This window comes from Phenylobacterium sp. (assembly GCF_041920015.1).
In the GTDB taxonomy this organism is placed as follows: Bacteria; Pseudomonadota; Alphaproteobacteria; order Caulobacterales; family Caulobacteraceae; genus Phenylobacterium.
The window spans coordinates 1-13,080 of sequence record NZ_JAYRST010000085.1; the positions used below are offsets into that span (position 1 = coordinate 1).

Sequence of the window (13,080 nt, forward strand, 5' to 3'; positions counted from 1 at the left end):
CGTCCGAGACCTGGTTTTCGATCTGCAGGGCGCAGGCGCCGGCCTCGATCATCTTCTTGGCCAGCAGGTAGGTCGCCTCGGGGTTGCCGAAGCCGGCGTCGATGTCGGCGATGATCGGAACGACGTGGGTCTGGAAGTTGTCGACCTGGTCGATGATCGAGGCTTCCTTGGCCTTGTCGCCGGCCGCGCGGGCCGCGTCGAGGTCGCGATAGAGGCCACCCAGTTCACGGGCGTCGGCCTGGCGCAGGAAGGTGTAGAGCTCTTCGATCAGGGCCGGGACCGAGGTCTTCTCGTGCATCGACTGGTCCGGCAGCGGGCCGAATTCCGAGCGCAGCGCCGCGACCATCCAGCCCGACAGATAGAGGTACTTACGGTCGGTCGACTTGAAGTGCTTCTTGATCGAGATCAGCTTCTGTTGGCCGATGAAGCCGTGCCAGCAGCCCAGCGACTGGGTGTACTTGCCCGCGTCCAGGTCGTAGGCCGCCATGTCCTTGCGCATGATGTCGGCGGTGTACTTGGCGATTTCCAGGCCGGTCTTGAACCGGTTTTGCAGGCGCATGCGGGCGACGGATTCGGGATTGATGCCGTCCCAGGTCCCGTTCTTGCTTTTGATGAGCTGGCTCATCTCGATGATATGGTCTTGGTAAGACATCTCGACTCTTCCGTTGCCTTGGCCTGTGACAGCCGTTGACGCCATCTAATCCTTGTCCGGCTTGGGATGAAGGGTTAACGCGATGCAACAAGGCTCAGTTGTCACAGCGCGACCTTGTAAATCTTGTAAATCTGTGACAGTAAGACTCCATGGCGGTCTCGACCACGGATCGGAAGCTGTTTCTCGGCGCGCGGTTGAAGCGGCTGCGGCGGGATCTCGGCCTCACCCAGACGCGGATGGCCGAGGACCTGGGCGTCTCTCCCAGCTATCTGAACCTTCTGGAGCGCAACCAGCGGCCGGTGACGGCCCAGGTGCTGCTGCGGCTGGCCGAGGCCTACGATCTCGACCTCAAGACCCTGTCGACCGATCCCGAGGGCGGCGGGGCGACCGGCCTGGCCGAGGTGTTCTCCGACCAGATGTTCCGCGACCTGGGCGTGGCCCGTCACGAGATCGCCGAGGTGGCCGAGAGCGCGCCCGGCGTTTCCGAGGCGATCGTGCGGCTCTACCGCGCCTATCTGGACCAGCGGGCCCTGACCGACCTGGGCGCCATCGGGCGGCCGGAGGAGGGGGCGGCGGCCGGGTCGTCGGTGCTGCCCTCGGACTGGGTGCGCGACTTCATCCAGGCCCAGAAGAACTATTTCGCCGAGCTGGAGGAGGCGGCCGACAGCCTGGTGGCCGAACTGGGCGTGGAGCCGCTGGACTTCGCCGTGGCCGCGCGCGAGCGGCTGGCCAAGCGCCACGGGGTCACCGTGCGGATCGTGCCGCTGGAGGTGCTGCCGGAGTCGGTGCGACGCTACGACTATCACCGCAAGCGCCTGTTCCTGTCCGAGGTGCTGACCGCGGACGGCCGCTCGTTCTCCCTGGCCTACCAGTTGGCGATCCTGGAGAACGGACCGCTGCTGGACACCCTGGTCGAGCGGGCCGGACCGCCGGACGGGCCGACGCGCAGCCTGCTGAAGGTGTCGCTGATCAACTACCTGGCTGCGGCCATCCTGATGCCCTACGGCGCCTTCCACGAGGCGGCCGAGCGCACGGCCTACGACATCGAACTGGTGCGCTCGCGCTTCGGGGTGTCGTTCGAGCAGGCCTGCCACCGGCTGACCACGCTCTCGCGCCCCGGCGCGCGCGGGGTGCCGTTCTTCATGCTGCGGGTGGATTCGGCCGGCAACATCTCCAAGCGGTTCGCGGGCGCGACCTTCCCGTTCTCGCGCTTCGGGGGCACCTGCCCGCGCTGGAACATCCACACCAGCTTCCGCACGCCCGGCCGCATCGTCACACAGATCGTCGAGACCCCGGACGGCCAGCGCTACTTCACCCTGTCGCGCACGGTGGCGCGGATCGCCACGCCCTATGCGGGCGACGATTCCGAGCTGGCCATCGGCATGGGCTGCGAACTGAAGTTCGCCGAGCGGCTGGTCTATTCCCGCGGGATCGACCTGCGCGAGCCGGCGATCACCGCCATCGGCCCAGCCTGCCGGATCTGCGAGCGCCCGGCCTGCACCCAGCGCGCGGCCGAGCCGATCAACCGCACACTGACGGTCGACGACTTCACCAAGTCGATCTCGCCCTATCCCTTCGCGTCGGGCTGACGCCTTGCACCGCGCAGGGCTTGCGATAGACAGGGCGGCTGAAGACGGGGCGGCTGAAGGGGATGGCAGGGACCTGCATGGCTGAACGCAAGGGCGCGCGCGCGACCGACCGCTTCCGCAGGAAGCGCGAGGCGATCCTCGACGCCTCGATCGCCATCCTCAACCAGAAGGGCGTGAAGGGGCTGACCCTGGCCGACGCGGCTGCGGCGGTCGGCCTCTCGACGACCAGCGTCACCTATTATTTCAAGCGCAAGGACGATCTGGCCGCCGCCTGCATGGCGCGCGGCGTCGCCTGGCTGCAGGAGGCGGCCGAGACCGCGGTGGCCGAGCCGGCCCCGCGCGAGCGCCTGCACCGGCTGCTGGAGCTCTATCTGGAGCGGGTGCGGCTGGCCGTGCTGGGGCAGGCTCCGCCGCTGCCGACCCTGGCCGACCTGCGCGCCCTGAACGAGCCGCGCCGGGGCGAGGTGTTCGAGGCCTATGTGAAGCTGTTCCGCAAGGTCCGGACCCTGTTCGACGGGCCTGACACCGCCTGGCTCAGCCGCGGCCGGCGCACCGCCCGGACCCACATGCTGCTGGAACAGCTCTTCTGGTCGGCGGCCTGGCTGCCCAAGTACGACGTCGAGGACTATCCGCGCATCCGCGAGCGGATGTTCGACATCCTGGTCGGCGGCCTGGCGGTCGAGGGCGCGGTGTGGAGCCCGGCGCACGCGCCGCTGGCCGAGCTGGCCGCCTGCGAGCCGCAGGAGATCAACCGCGACACCTTCCTGCTGGCGGCCACGCGGCTCATCAACAGCCGTGGTTATCGCGGGGCGTCGGTCGACAAGATCTCGGCGGCGCTGAACGTCACCAAGGGTTCGTTCTATCATCACATCGACGCCAAGGACGACCTGGTGGTCGCCTGTTTCGACCGCACCTTCGAGGTGATGCGCCGGGTGCAGCGGCTGGCCATGACCCTGCCCGGCGACCAATGGCTGCGGCTGTCCAGCGCCGCGGCGGCGCTGGCCGAGTACCAGCTTTCCGACTACGGACCGTTGCTGCGGGTTTCGGCGCTGTCGGCGCTGCCCGAGCCGATCCGCGGCGAGCAGGTCGCCCATTCCGACCGGGTGTCGGACCGCTTCGCCTCGATGATCTCGGACGGCATCGCCGAGGGCTCGATCCGGCCGGTCGATCCGGCCATCGCCGCCCAGATGCTCAACGCCACGCTCAACGCCGGCGCCGAGCTCGGCTTCTGGGTGCCGGGCATCACCCAGAAGGCCGCGCCCTCGGTCTTCGCCCGGCCGCTGCTGATGGGGATCTTCGTTCGCTAGAGCGCGTTAGGGCGAAGTGTGAGCGGTTCGCCCGCCCGAACGCGCTCTACACGTTCAAGGCGCGCCTACAGGAGCTTGATCTCGCGCAGGCGTTCCATGAGGAACGCATCGGCAGTGATCGGCGCCCAGCCCTGGTCGGGATGCTCGGGCGTGATGCAGCCCGGCAGGGTGCGGATCTCGTAGTCCGGGTTGAAGTGCAGGAAGAACGGCGTCGAATAGCGCGGGAAGCCGCGGCGCTCGGGCGCCGGGTTGACCACCCGATGCGTGGTCGAGGGCAGGACGCGGTTGGTCAGCCGCTGCAGCATGTCGCCGATGTTGCAGACCAGGGCGCCGGGCGGCGGATTGATCGCCAGCCAGCCGCCGTCCTTTTCCAGCACCTCCAGCCCGGCCTCCTCGGCGCCCAGCAGCAGGGTGATGACGTTGATGTCCTCGTGCGCGCCGGCGCGGATGTTGGGGCCGTCCTGCGGCACCGGCGGATAGTGCAGCAGCCGCAGGATCGAATTGCCCTCGTCGACCGTGGCGTCGAAGAAATGGCGGTCGAGCTTCAGATAGACCGCGATCGCCTCCAGCACCTTGCGGCCCATGGCGTCCAGGGCCCCGAACAGCCAGGCGATCTCGGTATGGAACTGGGGAACCTCGTCTGGCCAGACATTGTCGGGCATGAGGGCGCGGAACGGGTGGCCCTGCGGCAGGTCCCGGCCCATGTGCCAGAATTCCTTGAGGTCGAAGTGCTTGGCGTCCTTGGCGGTCTCGACGCCGAAGGGGGTGTAGCCGCGCTGGCCGCCGACGCCTGCGACATATCTGCGCTTCACGGCGTCGGGCAGGGCGAAGAAGGCCTTGGCCGCGGCGGTCGCCGCCTCGATGCGGGCCTGTTCCAGCGGGTGGTCGGAGATCACCGCAAAGCCGTAGCGGGCGAAGGAGCCGCCGAGATCGGCGGAAAAACCGTCGAAGTCGGTCGCGAAGCGCTGAAACGAGACCGGCTCGATGCGTCTGGTCGTCACGTCGTATCCTTCGCCCATCGGAGTGGGAACCTTGACCGTAGGCGGCGCGTTCGCACCGGAAACCTCGTAAGGAGATCATCGATGCGCAACTGGACCGCCCTTGCGGCGTGTATCGTCGGCGCGGGGGCGCTGGCCGCCTGCACCACCACCGACCCCTACACCGGACAGGTCGTCCGCAACAACACCGGCACCGGCGCCATCGCCGGGGCGCTGGGCGGGGCGGCGCTGGGCTATCTGACCAATACCAACCGCAGCGAGCAGGGGCGCAAGAACGCGCTGATCGGTGCGGGCATCGGGGCGCTGGCCGGGGCCGGCGTCGGCAACTACATGGACCGCCAGCAGGCCGAGCTGCGCCGCGAGCTGGCCGGCAGCGGCGTGGACGTCCAGCGCCAGGGCGACAACATCGTGCTGCAGATGCCGGCCGATGTGACTTTCGGCTTCGACCGTTCGGACATCCAGCCGCAGTTCTATGGCGCGCTCGACGATGTGGCGCGCAGCCTCAACGCCTATCCGCAGACCCTGGTCGACGTGATCGGCCACGCCGACTCCACCGGCCGGGCCGAGTACAACCAGAACCTTTCCGAGCGCCGCGCCTCGGCGGTGGCCGGCTACCTGATCAATCGCGGTCTGCTGCGCGACCGGCTCTATGTCGAGGGCCGCGGATCGACCCAGCCGATCGCCGACAATTCGACCGAGGCCGGGCGCGCCCAGAACCGCCGGGTGGAGATCGTCCTGCGGCCCTATACCGGCTGACGCTCCGGGCCGGTTGCGCCGGCTGAGGTTCTGACCCCACATTGGCCGACGGCTGGGCGAGGCGCCCGGCCGCGGCGTGGGAAAGCAGATGGCGGCCGAGGCGGCGGGAATGAATCTTGGGCACGCGGTCGCCCTCCTGGCCGCAGCCGTGGTCGCCGTGCCGGTGTTCCGCAAGATCGGCCTCGGCTCGGTGCTGGGCTATCTCGCCGCCGGGGTGGTGATCGGGCCGTTCGGGCTCAAGCTGTTCAGCGACCCGGAGGCGATCCTGCACGTCGCCGAGCTGGGGGTCGTGCTGTTCTTGTTCCTGATCGGGCTGGAGATGCGTCCGGCCAAGCTGTGGAGCCTGCGCGGCGAGATCTTCGGCCTGGGCGCGGCCCAGGTGCTGCTGTGCTGCGCGCTGCTGTCGGGCGTGGCCATGCTGGGAGGCCTGCCGCCCGCCGCCGCGGTGATCGGCGCCAGCGGCTTCGTGCTCTCGTCCACCGCGGTCATCATGAAGATGCTGGACGAGCGGGGCGAGACCTCGACCGACGCCGGCCAGAGGGCGGTGTCGATCCTGTTGCTCGAGGACCTGGCGGTCGTGCCGCTGCTGGCCCTGGTGGTGGTGCTGGCCTCGATGAACGGAACCGTCGCCGATACGGGGCGTCCGGCCTGGCAGGGCCTGCTGATCGGCCTGGGCTGCATCGCCGTGGTGGTCGCGGCTGGGCGCTGGCTGCTCAATCCCTTCTTCCAGATCCTGGCCAGGACGGGCGCGCGCGAGATCATGACCGCCGCCGCCCTGCTGGTGGTGCTGGGATCGGCGCTCTTCATGCAGTGGGGCGGGCTTTCGATGGCGATGGGCGCGTTCCTCGCCGGGGTGCTGCTGTCGGAATCGACCTTCCGCCACCAGCTCGAGGCCGACATCGAACCGTTCCGCGGCATTCTGCTGGGCCTCTTCTTCCTCAGCGTCGGCATGTCGCTCGACCTGTCGGTGGTGGCGGCGGAATGGGGGCTGATCGCCGTCGGCGTCTTCGCCTTCATGAGCGTCAAGGCGGTCGGCATCTACGTCGTCGCGCGCCTCTTCAAGGCCGATCATCGCGAGGCGATCCAGCGGGCGGCCCTGTTCGCCCAGGGCGGCGAGTTCGCCTTCGTCCTCTATTCGGCCGCGGTGGCGGCGGGCGTGGTCGATGCGCGCACCAGCGCGTCCCTGACGGCGGTGGTGATCTTCTCCATGGCCCTGACGCCGCTGGTGGTGATCGTGCTGAGCCGCCTGATGCCTGCGCCCAAGGAGTCGATGGACGGGGTGGAGGTCGCCGCCAACCTGGAAGGCCGGGTGCTGATGATCGGCTTCGGCCGCTTCGCCCAGGTGGTCTCCCAGCCGCTGCTGGCCCGCGGCATGGAGGTGGCGCTGATCGAGACGGACGTGGAGATGATCCGCGCCGCCGGGTCCTTCGGATTCAAGGTCTATTACGGCGACGGCACGCGGCTGGACGTGCTGCGCGCTTCGGGCGCGGCCAACGCCGAGGCCATCCTGGTCTGCGTCGACAAGCCCGAGGTCGCCGACCGCATCGTCGAACTGGTGAAGGCAGAGTTCCCGCTGGCCAAGCTGTTCGTCCGCGCCTTCGACCGCGGCCATGTCCTGCGGCTGATCGAGGCGGGCGTGGACTACCAGCTCCGCGAGACCTTCGAATCGGCCCTGACCTTCGGGAAGAACGTGCTGATCCAGCTCGGGGTGGACGAGGTGGAGGCCGCTGACATCGTCCGCGACGTGCGCCGCCGCGACAACGAGCGCCTGGAGCTGCAGGTCGTCGGCGGACTGGCGGAGGGCCGCTGGCTGATGCGCGGCAACATGCCGACACCGACGCCCGAGCCGTTCTCCGTGCCGCGCAAGGACGCCCAGGCGCTCAATGAAGAGGCGGCCGACGTGCTGGAGAAGCCTCCGAAACAGCCGGCGGCCTAGAGCCCTTTAGGGTTTGGTGGAATCACCAAACCCGTTGAAAAGGGCTCTAAATCAAGCATGTAGAGCGCGTTTGGGCGGGCGAACCGCCCACACCTCGCCCTAACGCGCTCTAGGCTTCTTCTCCATCCGGTGAAATTTTTCGTGCGCCCCCGTTCTCAAAGGGGGCCTTGCAGCGTAAAGGGGCGCTATGGCTGGAAAGACCCGTAACGACGCCGCGGAGGCCCTGGCCGGGCTGCTCTTCGACGGCATGACCATCATGGCCGGGGGCTTCGGCCTCTGCGGCATTCCCGAGAACCTGATCGCCGCGATCAGGGAGACCGGCGTCAAGGACCTGACGGTGGTGTCCAACAACTGCGGGGTCGACGGCTTCGGCCTCGGCCTGCTGCTGGAGAGCGGCCAGATCAGGAAGATGATCTCGTCCTATGTCGGCGAGAACAAGCTGTTCGAGCAGCTCTACCTGTCAGGCGCGCTGGAACTGGAGTTCAACCCGCAGGGCACGCTGGCCGAGCGCATCCGCGCCGGCGGCGCCGGCATCCCCGCCTTCTTCACCAAGACCGGGGTCGGCACCCTGGTCGCCGAAGGCAAGGAAGTCCGCGAGTTCGACGGCGAGACCTATGTGATGGAGCGCGGCCTGGTCGCCGACCTCTCGATCGTCAAGGCCCATACCGGCGACGCCGAGGGCAACCTCGTCTATCGGAAGACCGCGCGGAACTTCAATCCGATGATGGCCACGGCTGGCAAGGTCACGGTCGCCGAAGTCGAGAATCTGGTTCCGGTGGGCTCGATCGACAAGGACCACATCCATACCCCCGGCATCTTCGTCGACCGCATCATCAAGGGCGCTGTCTACGAGAAGCGCATCGAACGCGTGACGACGCGACCCAAGGAAGATTCGGCCCGCGAAGAAAAGGCGAGCGCGTAAGATGGCCTGGACCCGCGACGAAATGGCCGCCCGCGCCGCCAAGGAACTGCGCGACGGCTTCTATGTGAACCTGGGCATCGGCATCCCGACCCTGGTCGCCAACTATATTCCCGAGGGCATGCACGTGACGCTGCAGAGCGAGAACGGCATGCTGGGCATGGGCCCCTTCCCCTATGAGGGCGAGGAGGACGCCGACCTGATCAACGCCGGCAAGCAGACCATCACCGAACTGCCGAGCTCGTCCTATTTCTCCAGCGCCGACTCGTTCGGGATGATCCGCGGCGGTCACATCGCGCTCTCGATTCTGGGCGGGATGCAGGTGTCGGAAAGCGGCGACCTGGCCAATTGGATGGTGCCCGGCAAGATGGTCAAGGGCATGGGCGGGGCCATGGATCTGGTGGCGGGCGTAAAGCGCGTCGTCGTGGTCATGGACCATTGCGAGAAGTCGGGCGCGCCCAAGCTGCTGAAGCAATGCAGCCTGCCGTTGACCGGCGCGGGCGTGGTCGACCTGCTGATCACCGAACTGGGCGTGTTCGAGATCGGCCGCGGCAAGAGCCCGGTGAAGCTGATCGAACTGGCGCCCGGCGTCACCGTCGACGAGGTGAAGGCCAAGACCGAGGCGGCGTTCGAGGTCGCGGTCTGACCGGACGGGATTTTCCGACCTCCGGAATTTGAAAGGCGGCCGGCATCCGGCCGCCTTTTGCTTGCGTATCATCCAGGGTCGGCCGAACGGCCGGCGCATGAAAGGTGAGGCGCCATGTCCAGGACCATCCGCTCCGTCGCCGTGTTGGCGGCGGTCGCCAGCCTGCTGTCGGTGGAGGCGGCCGAGTCGGCCCAGCTCCGGACCGCCGTGTTCGCCGGCGGCTGCTTCTGGTCGGTGGAAAAAGCGATGGAGAAACTGCCCGGCGTCACCGATGTCGTCTCCGGCTATTCGGGCGGCGACCGGCGCAACCCGACCTACCAGAACCACGAAGGCCACCTGGAGGCGGTGCAGGTCACCTACGACCCGGCCAGGACCACCTACGCCAGGCTGGTCGACGGCTTCTTCCACAATATCGATCCCACCGACGCCGGCGGGCAGATCTGCGACCGCGGCCATGCCTACACCACGGCGATCTTCGTCACGACCGAGGCCGAGCGGGCCGCGGCGGCCGAGGTGAAGGCGCAGGTCGCCAAGACCCTCGGCAGGCCGGTGGCGACCAAGGTGCTGCGGGCCTCGCCGTTCTGGAAGGCCGAGGCCTATCACCAGGACTACGCGCGCCGGAATCCCGCCAGCTACAACGCCTATCGCCTGGGCTGCGGGCGCGACCGCGCGCTCAAGGCCGTCTGGGGATCGGCTTCCCGCTGACCGGATCGCGCGGCGCCGGCGCAAAGCCCTCGGCGATGAACAGGCCCGCGGTCCGCTTGCGCTTGCGGTCCAGGCGCACCCCGACGATCTCGCGGCTGGAGACGCTGCGGAAGTCGTTCATCACCTCGGCCTGGTAGACCTCGTCCAGGCTGGCGACCAGCACCCGGCGGCCATAGGCGGCGGTCAGCGGCGCGACCGTCTCGGCCTGGTTCTGCGGATGGGTCTCGCGCACCCACATGCGCAGCGGCGGCTCGCCGCCCAGGCCGAAATAGTCGCGGCCGTAATAGGCGGCGGCGTTGAACAGGAAGCGGTCGTCGACCACCACCGCATCGAGGCTTCCCTTCGGTTCGCGCAGGGCGCGTTCGGCGATGGCCTCAGTCATCTGCTCCCAGCCCTTGGCGCGCTTGAAGGCGTTGGCGAGGCCCACCTGGTCGGCGAAGGCCGGGTTCAGCACGCAGGCCAGGAACACGACGGCGACAGCGGCCTGGGTCGCCAGGGCGGCGATGAACCAGCCCCTGGCCCGCCAGCGCAGCAGCCATGCGGCGACCAGGATGGCGCCGGGGGCGTAGCCTGCGCCCGACCAGTTGGCGTTGGCGCGGCTGATGAAGGACTGGCCGGTGACGATCAGCAGCGGCGGCAGGGCGAAGCACAGCAGCAGCACGTCCTGCGACCGCAGCCGCCGGCGCGCGGCCAAGAGGATGGTCCCGCCGATCAGCACGGCGAAGGGGATCGGCCCGAACACCCCGAACTGGGAGGCGACGAAGTCGCCCAGCTCGGCGAAGTTGAAGAGCTGGCGCCCGCCCCAGGCGGCGTTGGCGGCGGTGTGCTGCACCGTCGCAAAGCCATGGGCGGCGTTCCAGGCAAGGTTCGGCGCCAGGGTCAGCAGGCCCGAGCCTATCGCCAGGGCCGCGGTCGCGGGCGTCCAGACCGTGCGCGCTTCCCGCGACAGCGCCAGATGCAGGCCGACGCCGATCAGGCCGTAGACGGCGGCGTATTTCGAGAGGAAGGCCAGGCCCATCGCCACGCCCAGGCCGGCGGCGAGGCCTAGCCGCCGGCGGCCCGCCGCGTGCGGAAGCTCCACATAGGCCAGCAGCGCCAGGGTCAGGAAGGCGAGCAGCGGCGCGTCGGTGGCCATCACCAGCGACGAGAGTTGCACCGCCGGCATCAGCAGGTAGAGGGCCGCGGCGGCGAAGCCGGTCGCCGCGCCATAGAGGCGCCGCCCGACGCCGTAGACGCAGAGCGTGGTCAGGGCGTGCAGCAGCGGAGCCGACAGCCGCAGCCAGGGCTCGGCGTCGCCGCCGACATGCGTTGTGCCCCAGATCAGCCAGGCGATCATCGGCGGCTTGGAATAATAGCCCCAATCGAGCGTCCGCGACCAAAGCCAGTACTGGGCCTCGTCGGGGTAGAGCTCCAGAGGGGTCGCAAACAGCGCCGCCAGCCGCAGAGCCGTCAGCGCCACGGTGATCATGACGACGGCGCGCCAGTGACGGTCTGGTCCGTGAACGGACGGGATGGGGTCGGCCACGGGGCCCTCTCGCGCGATGTCGGCGGAAACTTGCGCCTGCGGGCGTGTCTGTAAAGCGACAGCTTTCCACAAATGAACTTCGGGCGATCCAGGGTGGTCCCATCGTCACGAATCCGTCACCCAAAGGCGGGGTTTCCACGCTATAGGGGCGCCCAAGAGTGGGACTGGGCTGGGCTCCATCCCGCGTCGATGGATGAGGGGATCTCAATGCGAATGATGAACAGGCTCGCCGGCGGCGCGGCTCTGACGGCGCTCGTGTGCGCCATGTCCAGCGCGGTCTATGCGCAGGAAACCACCGGCGCCGTGCGCGGCCAGGTGACCGACGAGGCCGGCGCGGCCGTCGCCGGCGCTACGGTCACGGTGACCCACGTCCCGACCGGCGCGACCGCGACCTCGGTGACCGGCGCCGACGGCTATTTCTCGACGCGCGGCCTGCGGGTCGGCGGCCCCTATCGCGTGGCGGCCACCGCGCCGGAGTTCGAGCGCAGCCAGGTGACCGTCCAGTCGGTCGGCGTGGGCGATCCGGCCAACGTCAATCTGGCCATGTACCGCGCCGGTTCGGCCGAGGTCGCCGAACTGGTCGTGACCGGCGCCGTCGCCGCGCCGAGCCAGGGTGGTCCGTCCACGAACTTCTCCTCGGCGGTCATCGAATCGCTGCCGTCGATCAGCCGCGACATCAAGGACATCGCCCGCCTCGATCCCTTCGCCAGCATCGACGTGTCGAACCAGGACGCCCTGTCCTTCGCCGGCACGAACACCCGCTTCAACCAGCTCACCGTCAACGGCGTTCGCCAGAACGACGACTTCGGCCTGAACAACAACGGCTATCCGACCCAACGCTCGCCCTTCCCGCTGGATGCGGTCGGGGCGGTGAACGTGTCGGTGGCGCCCTACAGCCCGATCAACAACGGCTTCACCGGCGGTCAGATCAACGCCGTGCTGAAGTCGGGCGGCAACGCGTTCTCCGGCTCGCTGTTCGCCGAGAAGAGCGGCCGCGACTTCCAGGGCGACACCGTGCGCGGCCAGCCGGCCGGCTCGGAGTTCGAGGAGAAGACCTGGGGCGCCACGCTGGGCGGCCCGATCATCAAGGACAAGCTGTTCTTCTTCCTGGCCTATGAGAAGTTCGAGGGCGAACTGGGCTTCGACGAGGGTCCGGCCGGCTCGGGCGCCTCGGTGATCATCCCGCGCCTCACCCCGCAGGCCATCGAGCTGTTCCGCAACGACACCAAGCGCATCTACAACTACGATCCGGGCACCTTCCTGTCGGGCGCCTTCCCGGTCGAGGACGAGAAGAAGCTCGTCAAGATCGACTGGAACATCACCGACCAGCACCGCGCCGAGTTCACCTGGCAGAGCACGGTGGGCAACTCGCTGAACGGCTCGGTCACCTCGACCTTCGCCCAGGGCAACAGCGTCACCCAGCCGCGGATCGGCCTCGACACCAACGACTACAACAAGATCGAAGAGTTGACGGTCTACACCGCGCAACTGAACTCGCAGTGGACCGAGAACTTCTCCACCGAACTGCGCTTCTCCCGCAAGGAGACCGACACCCAGCAACTGCCGCTGGGCGGGCTGAGCGTCGGCGAGACCACGGTGACCGTCAACGACCTGGCCGGCGTCGCGGCCGGGGGCGGCGCCGCGCAGATCCGCTTCGGCGCGGACCTGAACCGTCACGACAACTATCTGAACGTGAAGGTCGACACCTTCGAGGCGATCGCCCGCTATCACCTGGGCGTGCATGACTTCATGGCCGGCCTGCGCACCGAGAAGGACGAGGTCTTCAACGTCTTCGTGGCCAACTCGCTGGGGTCCTACAGCTTCGCCAGCTATGCGGACTATCTGAATCGCGTGGCCTCCGGCTTCACCCTGACCGGCGGGGTCGATCCGACCGCGGGCACGGTCCCGGCCGCTCTGGGCACCGCTCGTCTGGGCGCGGCGCAGTTCGACTATCGCCTGACCAGCCTCTATGCCGAGGACCGGATCCAGATCCTGCCGAACCTCGACGTCCTGGCCGGCGTGCGCTTCGACACCTATTCGATGGACG

At 68.3% G+C, this 13,080-nt stretch carries 10 protein-coding genes and 1 pseudogene; 8 read left to right on the forward strand and 3 right to left on the reverse strand.

Features of this window, described 5'->3' with window-relative positions:
• Window positions 1-652 (reverse strand): annotated as a pseudogene (locus ACE3TL_RS14370) (hypothetical protein); the annotation flags it as partial.
• 149 nt (window positions 653-801) lie between these two features.
• Here ACE3TL_RS14370 and ACE3TL_RS14375 point away from each other — a divergent pair.
• Both ACE3TL_RS14375 and ACE3TL_RS14380 read left to right on the forward strand, forming a co-directional pair.
• On the forward strand, window positions 802-2,241 hold the full coding sequence (locus ACE3TL_RS14375; protein ID WP_374579366.1) for a short-chain fatty acyl-CoA regulator family protein: 1,440 nt from the start codon (window positions 802-804) through the stop codon (window positions 2,239-2,241).
• A 77-nt stretch (window positions 2,242-2,318) separates the two neighbouring features.
• Window positions 2,319-3,548 (forward strand): TetR/AcrR family transcriptional regulator, encoded by a 1,230-nt coding sequence (locus ACE3TL_RS14380; protein ID WP_374579367.1) that lies wholly within the window; start codon window positions 2,319-2,321, stop codon window positions 3,546-3,548.
• A 65-nt stretch (window positions 3,549-3,613) separates the two neighbouring features.
• On the opposite strand, the gene ACE3TL_RS14385 is transcribed toward ACE3TL_RS14380, so the two are convergent.
• Window positions 3,614-4,549, reverse strand: a complete 936-nt coding sequence (locus tag ACE3TL_RS14385; protein ID WP_374579368.1) for an isopenicillin N synthase family dioxygenase — start codon at window positions 4,547-4,549, stop codon at window positions 3,614-3,616.
• Window positions 4,550-4,630: 81 nt separating this feature from the next.
• Between ACE3TL_RS14385 and ACE3TL_RS14390 the strand changes: the two genes are divergently transcribed.
• The 5 genes from ACE3TL_RS14390 to msrA all read left to right on the forward strand — a co-directional run bounded on the left by ACE3TL_RS14390 (window position 4,631) and on the right by msrA (window position 9,508).
• Window positions 4,631-5,302 (forward strand): OmpA family protein, encoded by a 672-nt coding sequence (locus tag ACE3TL_RS14390; RefSeq protein WP_374579369.1) that lies wholly within the window; start codon window positions 4,631-4,633, stop codon window positions 5,300-5,302.
• Window positions 5,303-5,411: 109 nt separating this feature from the next.
• Window positions 5,412-7,238 carry a monovalent cation:proton antiporter-2 (CPA2) family protein gene (locus ACE3TL_RS14395; protein WP_374579370.1) on the forward strand — a complete coding sequence of 609 codons (1,827 nt, stop codon included), beginning with the start codon at window positions 5,412-5,414 and terminating at the stop codon, window positions 7,236-7,238.
• A 187-nt stretch (window positions 7,239-7,425) separates the two neighbouring features.
• Window positions 7,426-8,160: a CoA transferase subunit A gene (locus ACE3TL_RS14400; protein WP_374579371.1), complete on the forward strand. Its 735-nt coding sequence runs from the start codon at window positions 7,426-7,428 to the stop codon at window positions 8,158-8,160.
• A gap of 1 nt (window position 8,161) precedes the next feature.
• A complete protein-coding gene (locus ACE3TL_RS14405) occupies window positions 8,162-8,803 on the forward strand; it encodes a 3-oxoacid CoA-transferase subunit B (RefSeq protein WP_374579372.1) in 642 nt (213 codons plus the stop codon).
• A gap of 114 nt (window positions 8,804-8,917) precedes the next feature.
• Window positions 8,918-9,508, forward strand: coding sequence for a peptide-methionine (S)-S-oxide reductase MsrA (gene msrA / locus ACE3TL_RS14410; RefSeq protein WP_374579373.1), 591 nt, complete (start codon window positions 8,918-8,920; stop codon window positions 9,506-9,508).
• Here msrA and ACE3TL_RS14415 read toward each other — a convergent pair.
• Entirely contained in the window at window positions 9,477-10,976 is a 1,500-nt protein-coding gene (locus tag ACE3TL_RS14415; protein WP_374579375.1) for an ArnT family glycosyltransferase, read from the reverse strand. The two genes, msrA and ACE3TL_RS14415, sit on opposite strands and share 32 nt — an antisense overlap.
• Before the next feature lie 273 nt (window positions 10,977-11,249).
• On the opposite strand from ACE3TL_RS14415, the gene ACE3TL_RS14420 reads away from it, so the two are divergent.
• Window positions 11,250-13,080 (forward strand): TonB-dependent receptor domain-containing protein (locus ACE3TL_RS14420; RefSeq protein WP_374579374.1); only part of this gene is annotated, 1,831 nt, incomplete at its 3' end.